The sequence below is a fragment of the Asticcacaulis benevestitus DSM 16100 = ATCC BAA-896 genome (assembly GCF_000376105.1).
GTDB lineage: Bacteria > Pseudomonadota > Alphaproteobacteria > Caulobacterales > Caulobacteraceae > Asticcacaulis > Asticcacaulis benevestitus.
Genome location: NZ_AQWM01000004.1, coordinates 181165 through 199729 on the forward strand (window position 1 = coordinate 181165; position 18565 = coordinate 199729).

Below are 18565 nucleotides of genomic sequence, written 5' to 3' on the forward strand. Positions count from 1 at the left end.
AGCTTCGCATCTCAAAGTGATTTTTCGCTTGGGGCAAGGCACTTTTCGGCTATAACAGCCGCGCCAGTACGATTTCGATCGCAATAACCAGCGGCGCCAAAAAAGGTGCCCATGTGCAATGTAAACACTCGGGAGATACACCTATGACAGCCTCACGCCCTCTGCTCGAAAAACTGGCGACCACCACGGCGCTTGCCGGTGCGCTTATCGCGCTCGCAGCGCTTGCCCCTGTTGCCGCGAACGCCCAACTGACGAACAACGCCCCCGGCGCCGCGGCGGCCAAGACCGACGTGCCGGCCGACCAGCCCTGGATGAACACCAAGCTCAGCGCCGAAGCCCGCGCCGACCTGATCCTCAAGGAAATGACGCTGGCCGAAAAGCTGCAACTGACCTTCGGTTACTTCTCGACCGACAACAAGTGGCAGATCACCCCCCTCAAGAATTACGTCTATCCGAAGGACGGCCGGCCCTTCTCGGCCGGTTTCGTGCCCGGCATCCCGCGCCTCGGTATCCCGAACCAGTGGCAGAGCGACGCCGGCGTCGGCGTCGCCACCCAGACCGTGCCTAAGGAAAGCGTAACGGCTGAGTTTCCGCGTGGCCGCACCGCCCTGCCGTCCGGCATCGCCACCGCCGCCACCTGGAGCCCTGAAACGGCCTTCGCCGGCGGCGCCATGATCGGCAACGAGTCCTTTCTCTCGGGCTTTAACGTCCAGCTCGCCGGCGGCATGAACCTGCTGCGCGAAGCCCGCAACGGCCGCAACTTCGAATATGGCGGCGAAGACCCGCTGCTGTCCGGCGTCATCACCGGCAACGAAATCAAGGGCATCCAGTCGCAGAACGTCATCTCGACCATGAAGCATTTCGCCTTCAACGGTCAGGAAACCAACCGCTTCACCATGGATCACCAGATCGAGGACAAGTCGGCGCGCGAATCCGACCTGCTCGCCTTCCAAATCGCCAATGAAATCGGCCAGCCCGGTTCGGTGATGTGCGCCTATAACCGCGTCAATGGCTTCTATGCCTGCGAAAACGACTGGCTGCTCAATCAGGTTCTGAAGACCGACTGGGGCTTCAAGGGCTATGTCATGTCGGACTGGGGCGCCACCCACTCGACCATCCCCGCCGCCAATCACGGTCTTGACCAGCAATCGGGCTGGGCCTTCGACCGCTCCAACTATTTCGAAGGCGCGCTGCGCGAAGCCGTCAATAACGGCTACGTCTCCGAAGCGCGCGCCAATGATATGGCGAAGCGCATCCTGTGGGCGATGTTCGAGGTCGGCCTGTTCGACAAGCCGGTGAAGGGCGACCAGTCGAGCACGATCGACTTCGTCAAGAACGGCAAGATCAGCCAGACCGACGCCGAGGAAGCGATCGTCCTGCTGAAAAACACGCTAGGCCTGTTGCCGCTCAGCAAGACGGCCAGATCGATCCTCATCGTCGGTGCCCATGCCGATGTCGGCGTCCTGTCGGGCGGCGGTTCTTCGCAGGTCTATCCGATCGGCGGCTCGGCCGTGCCCGATGAATTTGGCAAGGGTTTCCCCGGTCCGAAGGTCTGGTATCCGTCGTCACCGATGAAGGGCCTTCAGGCCCGTACCGCCGCCACCGTCAGCTATCTCGATGGCAAGGACGTCAAAGCCGCCGCCGCCGCCGCGAAGAAGGCCGATGTCGTCATCGTCTTTGGTGAGCAATGGACGGGTGAATCGATCGACGCCCCCGATCTCAACCTGCCCAACAATCAGGACGCCCTGATCGCGGCCGTCGCCAAGGCCAACAAGAAGACCGTCGTGGTGCTGCAAACCGGCGGCCCGGTGGTCATGCCGTGGCTGGCCAAGGTCGGCGCCGTGGTCGAGGCCTGGTATCCCGGCACGTCCGGCGGCGAGGCCATCGCCCGCGTCCTGACCGGCGAAGTCAATCCGTCCGGTCACCTGCCGGCCACCTTCCCGGCCTCGCTCGACCAGACGCCGCGCCCGGTTCTGGAAGGCGATCCCAAGCTCGATCAGGATTCGCATCCGATGGGCAATTACAACATCGAAGGCGCCGCCATCGGGTACAAGTGGTTCGACAAGAAGGGCTATAAGCCGCTCTTCGCCTTCGGTCACGGCCTCTCCTACACCACCTTCGCCCTGTCGGGTCTGACCGCAGCCCCCGAAGGCAAGGGCCTGAAAGCCAGCTTCTCGGTGAAGAACACCGGCGCTGTCAGTGGCAAGGACGTGGCGCAGATCTATGTGTCCGGTAACGGCTGGGAAGCGCCCAAGCGTCTGGGCGCCTTCAAGAAGGTCGAGGTCGCGCCCGGCCAAAGCCAGTCGGTTTCGGTCACGGTCGATCCGCGCCTGCTGGCGACCTACGACTCCGCCAGCAAGACCTGGACGGTTGCCGCCGGCGATTACAAGGTGATGCTGGCGACCTCGGCGACCGAGATTGTCCAGACCGTGACCGTGCGTCTCGACGCGCAAACGCTGAACGTCAAAGGCGAATAGTGCTCAAATTCGAGGTCATGACGGACAAGGCGCGGATTGATTTCGACGCGGTCTATCGTTTCCTCAATGAGCAATCAGAATGGAGTGAGGGCATTCCGCGCGACCTGTTCGACAGGGCGATGCGGAATGCCCTTTGCTTTGCCGGCCATCTCGAAGGCGAGCAGATCGCCTTTGCCCGCGTCATCACCGATTACGCCACCTTCGCCAATCTGGTCGATGTCTTCGTGGTACCGGAGTATCGCGGTAACGGCTACGCCACGCGCCTGCTGGAAGCGGTGTTCGCGCATCCGGACCTGCAGGGCCTGCGCCGTTTCACGCTGGCGACGCGCGACAAACATGCGCTCTATGTCAAGTTCGGTTTCCACGCCCCGCTGATGCCGGAAACCCTGATGGAGCGGTATTTTCCGGATATGTACAAGGCGACCTGATGCGCTACCTGATCGTGATTTTGGCCCTCTTTTTCGCGCCGGCCGCTCTGGCGGAAGACTACCAGAGTTCGCCACCGCGCCAGTCGGCGGTCGATAAAGACTGGGGGCCGTGGCTTGGGCCCTATCGCGCCGGCATCGTCGCCAAGATGGGTGAGGATTTTGGCGAACAATATATCTACGCGTCGCAAAACGCGGCCCTGCCACCACCGGCGCTTTCTGAAAAACGCGTGGTTTTTATCGGCGATTCGATCACCGACCGCTGGAATCTGGCGAGGTTCTTTCCCGGTAGGCCTTACGTCAATCGAGGCATCGGCGGACAGGTCAGTCCGCAGATGCTGGTGCGCTTCCACGCCGATGTGGTAGCGCTGAAACCGAAGGCCGTGGTGATCCTGGCCGGCATCAACGATATCCACGGCGCCTTGCAGGTCGAGACGGAGGCGCAGATCGCCGCCAATTACCGCGCCATGGCCGAGATCGCCGAGGCCAACGGCATCCAGCCGATCTTCACCCTGCTGATGCCGGTCAATAACTATACGCTCAACGCCGCCACCATGCTGGAGGAACGCAGACAGGAGCGCGTCGCCTGGCTCAATGCGTGGCTGTCGGGCTTCTGCGCCGATCACGGCTATGGCCTGATCGATTACGGACCAAGCTTACGTGATGACAAGGGCCTGCTGAAAGCGGAATACACCTCCGACGGCATCCATCCGAACAACGCGGCCTACGCCGTCATGGCACCACTGGCCGACGCCGCCATCGGGAAGGCGTTGAAATAATTATACCTCCCCGCTTGCCGGGGAGGTATATGCCTTAAGCCTCCATAAGTCTTTCAAGGCGCGCGGCGGCATCGGCAATGGCAAAGGCCGCCTTGCGTTCCATCTCATGCGCGCCGGCGTTCATGCGGGCATTGACCGAGTTGGCCTCATCCAGTTGCGCGCGCAGATCCTGCATTTCGTCGATCATCAAAAGCGCCGCCATCAGGAACAAACGCACCTCGCCGATGGCGCCGACATCCGACACCACCATCTCGACATGCTCGTCGAACTTGCGCGCCAGTTCCTGCACGCGGCCTTCCTGACCATCGGCGCAGCCGACCGTATAGGGCTTCTGGTTGACCCTTACCGTGACCTCACCCATTACGCCGCCTCGCTGTTCAGCATCTGGCGGATATTGGCCGCCGCCGCCCCCAGCGCCGCATGCGCTTCGGTGGCCGCCGCCGCCAGTTCGGCATTGGAGATACGCGCCTCTTCCAGTTCGGCCAGCACACGGTCGTATTCGTCATTGACGCCGGTCGCTTCACCGCCATTGAACGCCGGCAGGGGCTCGCCCGATTGCAGGGCGCGCACGCGGGCTTCCAGCGCTTCAAGGGCGCGATCAAGCCGATCCACCGCCAGATTCAGGCTGCCACCGGGATGATTGGGCGTATGTTCCATGACCGATCTCCTTACGTTTCTGGTCCGATTTACCCCGCCCGTCATAGATTTGACCTATAAATGGGGCAAGAATCGCACCGCATACGCATTAATTTCTACACTTAGCCGGCAACATCGGCTAAAGGCGCAGTCAAGCTTTTCAGCAAAATCCCATGCCACGTTAATACATTAATAGAGACTCACCCATGTCCACAAGCGTTCTTGACAAAATCCCCGGCGCCAAGCCGTCCGGCGTCCTGATGGCCGATGCGATCCGTGTGCTTTCGATGGAAGCCGTCCACCGCGCCAAGTCGGGTCACCAGGGCATGCCGATGGGTATGGCCGATGTCGCCACCGTCTTGTGGACCAAGTTCCTCAAGTACGATCCGTCGCGCCCCGATTGGGCCGACCGCGACCGTTTCGTGCTCTCCGCCGGCCACGGCTCGATGCTGATCTATTCGCTGCTCCACCTGACCGGCTACAAGTCGGTGTCGATGGAAGACATCAAGAGCTTCCGCCAGTGGGGCTCCACCACCGCCGGTCACCCGGAATACGGCCACACCGCCGGCGTCGAATGCACCACCGGCCCGCTCGGTCAGGGCCTGGCCACCGCGGTCGGCATGGCTATGGCCGAACGCCACCTCAATGCCCGCTTCGGTGACGATCTCGTCAACCACAAGACCTGGGTCATCGCCGGTGACGGCTGCCTGATGGAAGGCGTCTCGCACGAAGCGATCTCGCTGGCCGGCCGCCTCAAGCTCAACAACCTGATCGTGCTGTTCGACGACAACAACGTCACCATCGACGGTTACGCCACCGTGGCCGAAACTGGCGACCAACTCGCCCGCTTCAAGGCCGCCGGCTGGGCGGTCAAGGCCGTCGACGGCCACGACCACAAGAAGATCGCCGCCGCCATGCGCTGGGCGCTGGAGCGCAAGAAGCCGGTCATGATCGCCTGCAAGACCGCCGTGTCGCGTCGCGCCGGTGACAAGGAAGGCGACAAGCACGGCCACGGCTACAATCTGATGGACGATGAAATCGCCGCCGCCCGCCGTCATATGGACTGGCTGCACGAGCCCTTCACCCTGCCCGACAACGTGAAGAAGGCCTGGCTGGCCGCCGGCCGCAAGGGCACCAAGGTGCGCAAGGACTGGGAAGCCAAGGCGAAGTCGAACGCCAAGTTCGCTGAACTCAGCAACGCCATGTCAGGCGAGTTGCCGGCCGACGCCTTCAAGGCGCTCGATGCCCACATTGCCGACGCCATCGCCACCCAGCCGGCCGACGCCACCCGCTCCTGCTCCGGCAAGGCGCTGGCGGCCCTGACCCCGACCCTCGAGTCCATGATCGGCGGCTCGGCCGACCTCACCGGCTCGGTCAATACGCTGGTCAAGGGCATGACGGCTTTTGATATCGACAACTACGCCGGTCGCTACGTCCATTACGGCGTGCGCGAATTCGGCATGGCCGCGGCGATGAACGGCATGGCCCTGCACGGCGGCGTCCTGCCCTATGCCGGCACCTTCTTCGTCTTCTCCGATTACAGCCGTCCTGCCATCCGCTTGGGCGCGCTGATGGGCGCCAAGGTCGTTCACGTCATGACGCACGATTCGATCGGCGTCGGCGAAGACGGCCCGACGCACCAGCCGGTCGAGCATCTGGCGTCCTACCGCTCCATGCCCGGCCTGCACGTCTTCCGTCCGGCCGATATGATCGAGGCCGCCGAATGCTGGAAGGCCGCCATCACGGCCAAGGGTCCGTCGATGCTGGTCCTGTCGCGCCAGAAGGTGCCGGCCGTGCGCAACACCGGCGGCGACCTGTCGGCCAAGGGCGCTTACGAGCTGAGCGCAGCCTCGGCTGACGCCAAGGTGACGATCTTCTCGTCCGGCACCGAGGTCTCCATCGCCATCGCCGCGCAAAAGCAACTGGAAGCCGACGGCATCCCGACCCGCGTCGTCTCGACACCGTCGTGGGATCTGTTCGAGGCCCAACCGGACGCCTACAAGGCCTCGGTCATCGGCGCCGCGCCGGTGCGTGTGGCGGTCGAAGCCGCCGCCAAGTTCGGCTGGGAACGCTTCATCGGTGAGAACGGCGTGTTCGTCGGCATGTCGAGCTTCGGCGCTTCGGCCCCTGCCGATCGCCTCTATAAGGAGTTCGACATCACCGCCGAGGCCGTCGTCGCCAAGGCCAAGGCCGCACTTTAAGGCAAGACACGACAAAAAATTAAATCCCCGTCCGATTTCGGGCGGGGATTTTTCATGCCTGAATATTGGCCTGAAATATTGCGCTCAAACATAATTCCAAAATGCGATGACTAATCGCTTTTTGGCAAGGGCGACCGGATCACCGGCATAGCGCCCGCCGCGCACGCCTTAGAAGCGTGCTAACGCTTCGCTTCTTGAGCACAGTGCGCGTAAACCTCTTTTGCAAAAAGAGCTGTGACGGCGGCGGCCGTCACAGCTCCGATCTGTCATGTCCGCTCCGGGGAGATACGGTCATGACAGAAACCCTCAGCGCCCTTGCAGGGGCGCCGTATCCTTGCGGTGATGACGCCAGCCCTTGTGGCCCTTCGCCATTTCCGCCGCATCAAGGACACCGTCCTTGTTGATGTCAGCCTTGTCGAAACGCGCCTTAGCGGCGGCTTCGGCTTCGGCCCAGGACAGCTTGCCGTCCTTATCGGTATCGAGGCGGGCGAGACGATCGGCCTGCTTGGCAGCGCGACGCGCCTGCCAGCCGGCCTTGATCTCGTCCTTCGTCAGCTTGCCGTCCTTGTTCGAGTCGATCTCGTCGAAGGCCTTGGCAAGGCGTCCTTTGGCTTCGGTCTTGTCGATCGCGCCATCGTGGTTGGTGTCCATGGCGTCGAAGCGTTGGCCATGGCCCTGCGGAGTCGCAGGGGCAGAGGTCTGGGCTAAGGCACCGCCAGCGAGGGCGGCGCCGAGCACCAGCAGAGAAACAATCGTCAGTTTGCGTGACATGGATTGCGTTCCTTAAGGTTTGAAAGAACAGTCCCCATTTGTGCCGTTATCCAGTCAAACGATGGCTGCGAAACTTTCCGTCGCCGCTTTTTGCATAAAAAAAGACCGGAGCTTTCGCCCCGGCCAGGTTATGCCATCCACGGCATCTCATCTCAACGTAACGCGCTGATCTGAATTACTTTTCCGGTGGCGGTGGCGGCGGACCATCCTCGCCTTCACGGCCGCGCGGCGGCCGTGCCTTCAGCTCTGCCGCGCTTAGCGAACCGTCATGATCCGTATCAAGCCTACCAAACAGCGCCTTGGAGCGTGCGGAAAATTCGGCAAAGCTGACCTTGCCGTCGCCATCGGTATCGAGCGTCTTCAGATCGGGCGGCCCCATGTGGTGCCGGCCCCTGTGGCCGCCCCAGTGGCCGTGACCGTGACCTTCCGACCTTTTAGCCTTAAAGGCGTCGAATTCGGCCTGACTGATCACGCCGTCCGAATTGGTATCGATATCGCTGAACAGCGGGCGCTTCGGCCCTTCGCGTTCAGCCCCTGCGGGCGCCTTGCCATCGGACCCCTCGGCCAGGGCCGGCAGCGCGCACAGGGCGGCGGCAAGACCGAGACCGATCCTAGAAGCAGATTTAAACATGCTGTTTTCCTCATGTGAAGCTGAAGACCCGATCGACAATGACGGGTCTCACAGGTCATCATGATGCGCGTGCCATATTGCCCGGCGATGTCATGCCAGCGGACAATTGGGCGAAACTAAGATTTAATATTACAGTGATGACATTGGAAAGCCGTAAGCGTGCGTCACTCAGGACACACCACACACGGCCCTTTTCGTCAGAGTGTTCCATGTCCTCAGCTCTCCCGTCTTCCGCGCCTTCGTCCCAAACAAGCGAACCGCAACTCGCCGCGCCCTTACGCATCCTCGTGGTCGATGACGACCAGGACCTGCGCGAACTGATCAGCAACTTCCTCGGGCAGAACGGCTTTGAGATTCACACCGCCGCCAATGGCCGCGACATGGAAATGGCGATGGCGCGCGGCGATATCGCGCTCGTCGTGCTCGATTACATGATGCCGGGCGAAGACGGCCTCAGCATCTGCAAGCGCATCAATGAGCAGGGCGGACCGCCGGTCATCATGCTGTCGGCGCGTGGCGAGGAAATCGACCGCATCGTCGGCTTAGAGCTCGGCGCTGATGACTACATGGCCAAGCCCTTCCATCCGCGCGAACTGCTGGCCCGCGTCCGCGCCGTGCTGCGCCGCCGTGAAAGCAGCGGTTCGCGCGGCGAAAAGTCGCCGTTCTCGCACTTCTTCAACTGGCAGCTCGACAACATCAAGCGTACCCTCGTCCGCCCGGATGGCGTTCAGGTGGCGCTCTCCAACGCCGAGTTCGAACTGCTGCGCGTTTTCCTCGATCGTCCCGGTCGCGCGCTGTCGCGTGACCAGATCCTCGATTACCTGCACGGCCCCAATACCGACAGCTTCGACCGCGCCATCGATGTGCAGATCTCGCGTCTGCGCCGCAAACTGAGCGACGACACCAGCGAAGACATCATCCGTACCATCCGCGGCATCGGCTATATGTTCAAGCCGCTGAAGTAGGCCCTGATTGTCCGAAAAGCTTAAACCGCAAGCTGGCCGTCCGCGCCTCATCTCCCTGCCGATCTTCTGGCAGGTGATGGGCTTAAGCCTCGCCGTGCTCATTCTGGCCATCGTCATACCGGCGCTGGTGGTGCTGAAGGCGCCCGAACCGCCGCCGTCCGGCTATTCACTGAGCGAGGTGGTCACCGCCCTGCGCACCGGCGAGGCCCGGCTACAGAACGGCCACCGGCTGAAGGCCCAGACCCTGACGGCCGCGCCCGATTTCATCACCGTCGAAGAAACGCACGGCCAGCGTCTGTTAAGTTTCCAGACCACCATCGCCCAGCGCCTTGCCGGCGAACTGAATGTGCCGGCCGATACCATCACCGTCCGCTTCCCACCACGCAAACGGTTTAACGGGCCGATGCGTGATTATAATGCCGTCCACATGATGGGGGATGGCAAGTTCGGCGTCCCCCCGGATAATGATGGCCCGCGCCCTTACAATCAGCGCGATGGCGGCCCGTTCGGCGACCTGCCGCCGCCGGGAGAGATACCCCAGAACAGGCATGCCGCGTCTTCCGGCGCCGCGCCCCTGGCCTCCTTTGGCGCCGAGCGCACCGACACCTTCTACCCCGCCTTCAACGCCGCCTGGAAGCTGAAGGACGGCACCTGGCGCGTCATCACGCCGCCCAAGGCGCTGATCGAACCTTGGCAGGCGCGCCTTCTGCTCGGTTTTGGCCTGACTGCCCTGCTCATCCTGCCACTGGCCTGGTGGCTGTCGCAGCGCCTGTCACGCCCGATCATCGCCTTCTCCGAAGCCGCCGCCAAGCTCAGCGTGGAAGACAACGCCCCGCCGGTGCTCTCGGTCGGGCCGCGCGAGGTGCGCGCCGCCGCCGATGTGCTCAATGAGATGCAGACGCGTATCCGCAAGCAGGTCGAGAGCCGCACAGCCCTGATGGCTGCCATCGCCCACGACCTGAAAACCCCGCTGGCGCGCATGCGGCTGCGCATCGAAGACCTGCCCGGCCCCTTGCGCGAAAAATTGAGCGGCGACATCGCCCACATGGACGGTCTGATCCGCTCGGCCATGAGCTTCACCAGCGCGCACAAGATGAACGAGACCCTGCGACCGCTAGACCTGTCGTCACTGGTTGAGAGCCTGTCTGAGGACCTGTGCGCCGTCTGCACGATGGAGCCAGCCCTGATCGAAGACAACATCATGGTCAAGGGCGACGGCGTGGCGCTGAAACGCATCATCACCAACCTGGTTGAAAACGCCGCCCGCTACGCAGGCGGCTGCCGTATCGAACTGTCGTCACGCGCTCACAAGGCCGAACTGCGCATCGTCGATGACGGCCCCGGCCTGCCGCTGGAAGCCTTAGAGACAGTGTTCGAACCCTTCTACCGGCTGGAATCGTCGCGCAACCGCGATACCGGCGGCACCGGTCTTGGCCTTTCGGTGGCGCGCGCCCTGACCGAAGCGCAAGGCGGTAGCCTGACAGCGGCCAACCGCTACGCCGGCCAGCAGGTGATTGGCCTCGAACTGCTGCTGGTCATGCCGACGCTCAGCCTGAAATAGGCACTGCGATCTCGTTGCGTTTTCGACCATCCGACAGAGGTTTTATGCATGCCTTGTAAGGATCGAGACTGGAATTGGGTTGATAGCGCTATCATATAGGTGAGTGCGCGAATTAAGGCTTGACTTCAAAGCCTTAAGGCGAAAAAAACACCGCGTCCACGCTCAGGCGCGATCGCCCGCAAAGGGCGCTGCATTTCAGAAAAGGATTCCCCCATGGCTTTACGTGTCGCCATCAACGGTTTTGGCCGCATCGGTCGTCTTGTCCTGCGTTCGATCATCGAACACGGCCGTACGGATATCGAGGTCGTCGCGATCAACGATCTGGGCCCGGTGGAAACCAACGCGCACCTGCTGCGCTATGACTCGGTGCACGGCCGCTTCCCCGCCGAGGTCAAGGTGGAAGGCGACAGCCTGATCATCATCGCCAATGGCAAGACCTATGGCCCGATCAAGGTGACCGCGATCAAGAACCCGGCCGAGCTACCGCACAAGGATCTCAAGGTCGATATCGCCCTGGAATGCACCGGCATCTTCACCAGCAAGGAAAAGGCCCTGGCGCACATCGAAGCCGGCGCCAAGAAGGTCATCATTTCGGCCCCCGGCGACAACGCCGACAAGACCATCGTCTATGGCGTCAACCACGACACCCTGTCGGCTGACGATGTCGTCATCTCCAACGCTTCGTGCACCACCAACTGCCTGGCGCCGGTCGCCAAGGTGCTGTCGGACCTGTGCGGCATCGAGCGCGGCTACATGACGACGATCCACTCCTACACCGGCGACCAGCCGACGCTGGACACCATGCACAAGGACCTGTATCGCGCCCGCGCTGCCGCCCTCAGCATGATCCCGACCTCGACCGGTGCCGCCAAGGCCGTCGGCCTTGTCCTACCGCACCTGAAGGGCAAGCTCGACGGTTCGTCGATCCGCGTGCCGACCCCGAACGTCTCGGTCGTCGATCTGGTCATCACGCCGTCGCGCGCCGTCACCAAGGAAGAGATCAACGCTGCCATCATCGCCGCCGCTGACGGCCCGATGAAGGGCGTGCTCGACTACAGCGACGCGCCGCTGGTCTCCTCGGACTATAACCACAATCCGGCGTCTTCGACCTTCGCCCTGCCGCAGACCCAGGTCATCGAGGGCCAACTGGTCCGCGTCCTGTCGTGGTACGACAACGAGTGGGGCTTCTCCTCTCGCATGGCCGACACCGCCGTGGCGTTCGGCAAGTTCCTCTGATAGCTTCAACCCCGCTGAACCTGTTCAGCGGGGTTTTTCATCTTTTCCAAAGCAAGAGACCCCACCACCGCATCTAGCGCTGTCGCGCGTCGTGCGGTCCCCCTCCCCAACAAGTGGGGAGGATCAAGAATATCTGTACCTCCCCACTTGTTGGGGAGGGGGACCGCGCCTGAAAGGCGTGGTGGTGGGGCATCTCACTTTCTTTCCTCTTCGCGGAGCCTTCCATGCCCTTCAAAACCCTCGATGACGTTTCCGATCTCAACGGCAAGACCGCGCTGGTGCGCGTCGATTTCAACGTGCCGGTCGAGGATGGCCGCATCACCGACGACACCCGTCTGCGCGTCGCCCTGCCGACCATAAAGAAGCTCCTCGACAAGGGCGCCAAGGTCGCCCTGCTGGCCCACTTCGACCGCCCCAAGGGCAAGGTCGTGCCGGCCATGTCGCTCGCCTTCGTGGCACCTGCCCTTTCAGCCCTGCTGGGCGAAGAGGTCGCCTTCGCGGAGTGCCTCGATCAGCGCTATGAGGGCGCCGCCCGCGTCGTGCTCTATGAAAACGTCCGCTTCCATCCCGGCGAAGAAGCTAACGACGCCGGCTTTGCCAAACAACTGGCCGCGCTTGGCGATATCTATGTCAACGACGCCTTTTCCGCCGCCCACCGCGCCCATGCCTCGACCGAGGGCGTTGCCCACCTGATCCCCGCCTATGCCGGTGAATCGATGCGCCGCGAACTGACCGCGCTGGACAAGGCTCTGGGCAACCCCGAGCGCCCGACGCTCGGCATTGTCGGCGGCTCCAAGGTCTCAACCAAGCTCGACCTGCTGAAAAATCTCGTAGGCTCGCTCGATGCCCTGGCCATCGGCGGCGGCATGGCCAACACCTTCCTCTACGCGCAGGGCCACGATGTCGGCGGCTCGTTGTGCGAAAAGGATCTGAAGGACACTGCGCTGGAAATCCTGCGCGAAGCCGAAACGAAGGGCTGCAAGATCATGCTGCCGCTCGATATCGTGGTAGCCCAGGAGTTCAAGGCCAATGCCCCGCACCGCACGCAATCGCTGAACGCGCCGTTATCCGCCGAGGACAAGATTTTCGATGCCGGTCCCTTGACCGTCGAGGCCCTCACCACAGTGATGGAAGGTTCCAAGACCCTGATCTGGAACGGCCCTCTGGGTGTGTTTGAATTGCCACCCTTCGACGCCGCGACCGTCGCTGCGGCGAAATTTGCTGCATCGCAAACCAAATCGGGTAAGCTGGTGGCCGTGGCAGGCGGTGGCGACACCGTGGCCGCCTTGAACCATGCCGGTGTGGCCGACGACATGACGTTTGTCTCGACCGCCGGCGGCGCTTTCCTGGAGTGGATGGAAGGCAAGGTTCTGCCGGGCGTCGCGGCGCTGGAAGCGTAATTGGAACAGTAATTGCAGGGTTACTGTCGACTTTAAAATTTATATTCGGGCGGTCTAAAACAGGTCAAAGACCAAACCGCCCGAACCACGACCGGCCCCGCCACAGGGCCGTCAGCGCTCACCACAGGTATTGGCCCCGCTGTGGTGAGTCGAAAATGACTGGCTTCTGAGCCTCGCAGCGGAGCGTACTTCGGTACGTGAGCAGCGAAGCGGAAGAAGACGGGCGTTTGCAGACCACCACAGAGGGGCCAGAAAAAGGGAAAATAATGGCTCGCATCAGCTTACGACAACTCCTCGATCACGCCGCCGAACATAGCTACGGCGTCCCCGGCTTCAATATCAACAATATGGAGCAGGGCATCGCCATCATGGAGGCGGCGCGCAAGACGGCCTCGCCGGTGATCCTGCAGGCGTCGCGCGGCGCCCGCGCCTATGCCAACGACCTGATGCTGAAGCGCATGATCAATGCGCTGGCCGAAATCTACCCCGAAATTCCGCTATGCATGCACCAGGACCATGGCAATTCCCTGGGCACCTGCGCCTCGGCGATCCAGCACGGCTTCACCTCGGTGATGATGGACGGCTCTCTGATGGCCGACGCCAAAACCCCCGCCGATTACGAGTATAATGTCGACGTCACGAAGAAGGTGGTCGAGATGGCCCATGCCTGCGGCGTGTCGGTCGAAGGCGAACTGGGCGTGCTTGGCTCGCTGGAAACCGGCATGGGCGAGGCCGAGGACGGCCACGGCGCCGAGGGCGTGCTGTCGCACGATCAGCTCCTGACCGACCCCGACCAGGCCGTCGACTTCGTCGCCAAAACCGGCGTCGATGCGTTGGCGATTGCGATGGGCACCAGCCACGGTGCCTACAAGTTTTCGCGCAAGCCCGATGGCGGCGTGCTGGCCATGGGCGTGATCGAGGAAATCCACAAGCGCCTGCCCAATACCCACCTCGTCATGCACGGTTCCTCGTCGGTGCCGCAGGATCTGCAGGACCTGATCAACGAATATGGCGGCGAGATTCCGCAAACCTGGGGCGTGCCGATCGAGGAACTGCAACGCGGTATCCGTTCGGGCGTGCGCAAGATCAATATCGACACCGACCTGCGCCTGGCCATCACCGCCGGCATCCGCAAGACCATGGCGGAAAACCCCGCCGGCTTCGATCCGCGCGGTTACTTCAAGCCGGCCTATGCCTTGATGCAGAAGGTCTGCGAAGAGCGCTTCGAACAGTTCGGCACGGCGGGCAATGCCCCCAAGATCAAGCCGGTCGGGCTCAGCGCCATGGCGCAGTTCTATCTGTAAGGATCGCTTGTTTTGAGCGCGCTAAAGGTCACCGCAACGCGGTGGCCTTTTTGCTGGGTACAGGGAAAGGCGTTACGTGATATTTCCCAGATAAAGGCATGAAAAAATCGGCTTCAGCCGTCGAGCGCTTCGGCCAGGGTTTCTCCCATCAGCGAACGCAGGCTGAAGTCTTCGCGCAAATGGTTACGGCGATAGAAATCGATGAGGTCGATATCCTTGCCGACATATCGCTTCATCAACGGCTTGAACAATGCGTGCCCCTGATGGTCGATGGCGAACGCCTTTTGGTCGAGATGCGCGCTCACCTGGTAAGCCGCCTCGATCTCGTCATTGAGCGCCAGCAGGTTGGCCTTGATGCGGCTTTCTATGGCACAGACCTCTGTCAGGTCTAAGCCGAGCTCCCGCAAGGCGCCCTTCAAGTCATCGAGCTCTTCGTCCAGTGTCAGTGACGCCACGTCACGTTCGCGCAGTAGGGTTGCCGCGCGATGCAACCGCAGATACCACGGACACTTGACCTTGGCCATGTCGCCGTTGGCAAACTGCAGGACGTAGCCCTCGCTCTCGTACATGGTTTCCAGCGAGGCAAACATGGCTTCCAGAGTCAGGTCCTTGCGTTCGGCGACGCGCGGCACCCGGTACAGCGAGACCAGGCCGTGGACCTCATGATCAGGATCGAGCAGCACGTAGGCGCCGCTGACGTTATCGCGGACATGCAGTAAGCGAAGTTGCGCCATCTCCTGCGGAACGACAATGCGAGCGCCGGGATGGGTCAGCTCAAACACGGCCGTCAGCCCGCGCCGCGCCACTTCATGGGCAAAGGCTGCGACATCCGCATGAGCCGGGTCGGCCAGGTAGGCCTCGGTCAGGCGGACGACGTCGGAGTCGAACGACTTTTTGGAGCGCCACACCACCTGCCCATCATGCCAAGCCGTGGCAATCATGCTGCCGTCGAGCTTGTCGTAAATGGCGACCACGTCGTTCCGCTGCAAAATTTGCTCTACCCGCTGGCCTTCTCTTTCGCCCACATTGAAGAACTTGTGCAGCGGCCGTGATGCCACCGCCCCGTGGCGGTCAAAGACGATCCCCCGGCACTCAAGAGCTTCCTTCGTATCGAAGGTATCGTTGTCCATAAACATGTAGCAGCCCAGGGTCAGCCCGTTGGGCTGCTCGAAAAAGCGGATTTCCTTGCGATGGGCAACCGCGCCGCGAACCTCGTCTATGTGCTGAATGACTTTGAACATCTGGTATCCCTCCACCTGGCTTTATGATCCACCAAGGCGTCCGTGGCAAGAGCTTGCAACCTTAAGCTTTTCTACCCCAAAGCCGCGATTTCGTTTCTCGCCAAAGGCGTTATTTAATCTTCCGCCGCCACCCTGAATGGTAGTATGGTGCATCATCATACGTAAGTGAGGTCAGATGCCACGCTCTGTATTATCCATTGCCAGCGTGTCCGCACTTGGGATGTTCCTGATATCCTGTCCTGCCTGGGCCGAAGAGTTCAACCGGCCTAAGGCCACGATGTTGATGACCCCGCAGGCTGTCGATTACACCGCCGAAATGGTGCTTAGCCATCCCGGGCAGAAGAACGATGACCGCACCATGATCTACCGGTCGGGGAAGCTGCAGCGCGAAGAAAGCATCGCAAAGGGCGGTATCGTTCTTTCTAGCTATGCAGATCTGGCGACGGGTTTATCGTGGCGTGTCGCGCGGCAATCGAATGGCAACATCCTCTCTCTGTCTGTCGCAGCCAGGCGCCCCGGCGAAGGCTACACGCTTAAGAAAACGTCCAGGACAGATAAACTGCTTAGCGAGACCTGCACCGTGTGGAGGCTGGTTTTTCATAGGAAGCCCAGGCCTGAGGACGGGTATGAAGAAGACTGCGTGACCCTGGATGGTGTCTTGTTATGGCATAAGATATTTTACCATGATGGAGGCGTCATGGACACGACGCGCGCCGTTGCGATAACGCGCCGACCGGTAAAAAAGTCTGAAGTCACACCGCCCGCACGTGTCCTGAATTTGGCGTCCTATGGGAACTGGCAACCCGGAAACGGCCGCCTGCCAAATGACGAAGTGCTGCTTCAGGGTGGCCAGTTTAAAGATAGTCCGCCGAACCAGATGATCCTCCAGCGGCGCATGGGCGTCCTGTGGTTTGAGTATGATCGAAACCCGCTTTACCAGCAGCACATATATCGAAATGCCACGCACCAGTTACGCGTGACCGAAGATGCAAGCGGTGCGCTGATGGACATTGACATCATGCCGCGGAAGGACCGGCGGCAATCTATAACCTCACAGAAATTACAGACTTTTGAGACTATTCTGGGGGAGCGGTGCCAAATGTTCAATATGGCCCCCCACATAGTGGATCGTGGCGAAAAGCAGTGTCTCACGCCGACCGGGCTGTTGCTTTTCAAGACCATCTGGTCCGAGGGCTGGAGCGGAGGCGTGCGGGCTGTGCGCCTCACGCGTGGCCAGGTCAAGACGGCCGACATGTTGCCACCGGCGGATATTCTTACCGGCAAATGGGTGGAGCAAGGCGCCCTGCCAAAACCGCCTCCGAAGCCTGAGCCACCCAGCCAACGCAATGGTGACTGGTTCACTCAGCCTTCCGAGCTGTCAAAACAGAAATTTTACCCGGCACGAGCCCTTGCCGAAGAGATCGAAGGGAACGCAAGGATCAAGTGCACCTTTGGCGTCAGCGGATTCTTGAAGTTCTGCGAAATCCTTGAGGAGAAACCGGCAGGGTATCGTTTCGGCAAGGCAACCGTCGATATGTTCCGGACGCAAAGCAAGAAAAAGGCGGGGACGTACAGGCCAGGCGACTTCACGATGATCCGCTACGACTGGAGGCTCCCAGATGACATCGCCAACGACGGCTCTTTCCTTCGCCGCTTAAATTCCAGCGAGGTTCGCGCTCTTATAACCAAGTCGAAAATTAAAGGCGCGGAACCCGGCTACCAAGGGTTTGGGCCAAACGGCTATTACGTCGTTCAGGATCAAAAAGGTGTCGTAACTTACGGAACCTGGCTTGAAACAAATGGGCAGGCATGTGTGCGTATGGCCAAGGCAGAAAACAACCTATGCTTCTACGTATTGATCGACGCATCTTCCCAGTATTATTTGAGTGAACGCGTACTTCCTGGTCCTTATCGCTTGAGGCAGGTTACAATTACACGAACGCAATAGGCCCGCCCTCTCACACGGTCAGAAGGCACTGCTTCATCTCCGCACACCGCTCTTGCATGTTCTGAAGAGGCGGGCCATATGCTGAACCAAATGGTTCAATATATAGCCCGCCTCGATACAGCGTTCGCCGCGCTCTCGGACCCCACCCGCCGCGGCGTTCTGGAGCAACTCGGACACGCCGATGCGTCGATTACCGACCTGGCCGACCGGTTCCACATGACCCTGACCGGCATGAAGAAGCACGTCGGCCTTCTGGAGCAGGCGGGTCTGGTGACCACGGAGAAGGTCGGGCGCGTGCGGACCTGCAGGCTCGGCCGGCGCAGACTGGAAGAAGAAGCGGCATGGATCGAGCGGCACCGTCAGCTACGGGCCGCGCGCTTCGATGCCCTGGATGCAATTGTCGAAGAATTAAAACAGAAGGAGGCAGCCGATGAGCAAACGTCAGGATAGCCGCACGACAGCGGAGCGCAAGTCCGAGCGCGAATTCGTTGTCACGCGGACGGTCAATGGCCCGGCGCGCATCGTGTTCGAGGCCTGGAGTAAGCCGGAACTTTTCCGGCGCTGGTGGACACCGAAGTCGTTCGGCATGACCATCGTGTCATGCGAAATGGACGTCCGCACCGGCGGCACTTACCGCCTGATGATAAGCCACCCGTCCGTCGAACAGCCGATGACGTTCTTCGGCCATTACCTGGACGTGGTGCCGAACGCCCGCATCGTCTGAACCAATGAGGAAGGCGACGATGAGGGCGCCGTCACCACGGTGACCTTCGAAGAGCGCGGCGGCACGACCCTGGTCACGTGGCACGATCTCTATCCGTCAAAGGCAGCGCTCGACGAGGCCCTGGTGACGGGGGCGACCAGCGGGTTCGGCGAGCAGTTCGACCAGTTGGAGGACATCCTCAGCGGGCTGGACACGGGCTGCGCGTGACGTCGTTGCTCGGCGAACGGTAACGCGGTAGCCGTTACCGACCTGCAAACCCCTCAATC

General features: G+C 61.4%; 18 protein-coding genes. 13 read left to right on the forward strand and 5 right to left on the reverse strand.

Going from position 1 to position 18565, the window contains the following annotated elements:
- Positions 1-143: 143 nt before the first annotated feature.
- Genes B060_RS0108125 through B060_RS0108135 form a run of 3 tightly spaced genes read left to right on the forward strand, consistent with a single transcriptional unit; the run spans position 144 to position 3681 of the window.
- Positions 144-2477: a glycoside hydrolase family 3 C-terminal domain-containing protein gene (locus B060_RS0108125; RefSeq protein ID WP_018081275.1), complete on the forward strand. Its 2334-nt coding sequence runs from the start codon at positions 144-146 to the stop codon at positions 2475-2477.
- Positions 2477-2905 carry a GNAT family N-acetyltransferase gene (locus B060_RS0108130; protein ID WP_018081276.1) on the forward strand — a complete coding sequence of 143 codons (429 nt, stop codon included), beginning with the start codon at positions 2477-2479 and terminating at the stop codon, positions 2903-2905. The genes B060_RS0108125 and B060_RS0108130 overlap by 1 nt, the downstream gene beginning before the upstream one ends.
- On the forward strand, positions 2905-3681 hold the full coding sequence (locus tag B060_RS0108135) for a GDSL-type esterase/lipase family protein (protein ID WP_018081277.1): 777 nt from the start codon (positions 2905-2907) through the stop codon (positions 3679-3681). The genes B060_RS0108130 and B060_RS0108135 overlap by 1 nt, the downstream gene beginning before the upstream one ends.
- Positions 3682-3715: 34 nt before the next feature.
- On the opposite strand, the gene B060_RS0108140 is transcribed toward B060_RS0108135, so the two are convergent.
- Together B060_RS0108140 and B060_RS0108145 are read right to left on the reverse strand one after the other, a co-directional pair.
- Positions 3716-4042 carry a cell division protein ZapA gene (locus B060_RS0108140; RefSeq protein WP_018081278.1) on the reverse strand — a complete coding sequence of 109 codons (327 nt, stop codon included), beginning with the start codon at positions 4040-4042 and terminating at the stop codon, positions 3716-3718.
- Positions 4042-4338, reverse strand: a complete 297-nt coding sequence (locus B060_RS0108145; protein ID WP_018081279.1) for a hypothetical protein — start codon at positions 4336-4338, stop codon at positions 4042-4044. The genes B060_RS0108140 and B060_RS0108145 overlap by 1 nt, the downstream gene beginning before the upstream one ends.
- Before the next feature lie 185 nt (positions 4339-4523).
- On the opposite strand from B060_RS0108145, the gene tkt reads away from it, so the two are divergent.
- Positions 4524-6518, forward strand: coding sequence for a transketolase (tkt, locus tag B060_RS0108150; protein WP_018081280.1), 1995 nt, complete (start codon positions 4524-4526; stop codon positions 6516-6518).
- Between the two features lie 306 nt (positions 6519-6824).
- Here tkt and B060_RS24070 read toward each other — a convergent pair whose 3' ends face one another.
- Positions 6825-7289 (reverse strand): EF-hand domain-containing protein, encoded by a 465-nt coding sequence (locus tag B060_RS24070; RefSeq protein WP_018081281.1) that lies wholly within the window; start codon positions 7287-7289, stop codon positions 6825-6827.
- A 175-nt stretch (positions 7290-7464) separates the two neighbouring features.
- The gene (locus tag B060_RS0108160; RefSeq protein WP_018081282.1) at positions 7465-7920 is read right to left on the reverse strand and encodes an EF-hand domain-containing protein; all 456 of its coding nucleotides are present in this window, start codon (positions 7918-7920) and stop codon (positions 7465-7467) included.
- Between the two features lie 209 nt (positions 7921-8129).
- On the opposite strand from B060_RS0108160, the gene B060_RS0108165 reads away from it, so the two are divergent.
- From B060_RS0108165 to fba, 5 genes are all read left to right on the forward strand, one after another.
- Entirely contained in the window at positions 8130-8885 is a 756-nt protein-coding gene (locus tag B060_RS0108165; protein ID WP_018081283.1) for a response regulator, read from the forward strand.
- A gap of 7 nt (positions 8886-8892) precedes the next feature.
- Positions 8893-10446: a HAMP domain-containing sensor histidine kinase gene (locus tag B060_RS0108170; protein WP_018081284.1), complete on the forward strand. Its 1554-nt coding sequence runs from the start codon at positions 8893-8895 to the stop codon at positions 10444-10446.
- Between the two features lie 213 nt (positions 10447-10659).
- The gene (gene gap / locus B060_RS0108175) at positions 10660-11682 is read left to right on the forward strand and encodes a type I glyceraldehyde-3-phosphate dehydrogenase (RefSeq protein WP_018081285.1); all 1023 of its coding nucleotides are present in this window, start codon (positions 10660-10662) and stop codon (positions 11680-11682) included.
- A 224-nt stretch (positions 11683-11906) separates the two neighbouring features.
- A complete protein-coding gene (locus tag B060_RS0108180; protein ID WP_018081286.1) occupies positions 11907-13082 on the forward strand; it encodes a phosphoglycerate kinase in 1176 nt (391 codons plus the stop codon).
- A gap of 266 nt (positions 13083-13348) precedes the next feature.
- Positions 13349-14386, forward strand: a complete 1038-nt coding sequence (gene fba, locus B060_RS0108185) for a class II fructose-bisphosphate aldolase (protein ID WP_018081287.1) — start codon at positions 13349-13351, stop codon at positions 14384-14386.
- 113 nt (positions 14387-14499) lie between these two features.
- On the opposite strand, the gene B060_RS0108190 is transcribed toward fba, so the two are convergent.
- Complete coding sequence (locus B060_RS0108190) at positions 14500-15627, reverse strand: RNA ligase (RefSeq protein ID WP_018081288.1); 1128 nt, start codon at positions 15625-15627, stop codon at positions 14500-14502.
- Between the two features lie 175 nt (positions 15628-15802).
- Here B060_RS0108190 and B060_RS0108195 point away from each other — a divergent pair, with 175 nt between their 5' ends.
- The 4 genes from B060_RS0108195 (at position 15803) to B060_RS27985 (ending at position 18506) form a co-directional block, all read left to right on the forward strand.
- Complete coding sequence (locus B060_RS0108195) at positions 15803-17575, forward strand: energy transducer TonB (RefSeq protein WP_081606815.1); 1773 nt, start codon at positions 15803-15805, stop codon at positions 17573-17575.
- Positions 17576-17665: 90 nt separating this feature from the next.
- Positions 17666-18025: an ArsR/SmtB family transcription factor gene (locus B060_RS0108200; protein WP_026172697.1), complete on the forward strand. Its 360-nt coding sequence runs from the start codon at positions 17666-17668 to the stop codon at positions 18023-18025.
- The gene (locus B060_RS27980; protein ID WP_018081291.1) at positions 18006-18299 is read left to right on the forward strand and encodes an SRPBCC domain-containing protein; all 294 of its coding nucleotides are present in this window, start codon (positions 18006-18008) and stop codon (positions 18297-18299) included. Before B060_RS0108200 ends, B060_RS27980 begins: the two co-directional genes overlap by 20 nt.
- A gap of 39 nt (positions 18300-18338) precedes the next feature.
- The gene (locus B060_RS27985) at positions 18339-18506 is read left to right on the forward strand and encodes an SRPBCC family protein (RefSeq protein WP_018081292.1); all 168 of its coding nucleotides are present in this window, start codon (positions 18339-18341) and stop codon (positions 18504-18506) included.
- Positions 18507-18565: the final 59 nt, after the last annotated feature.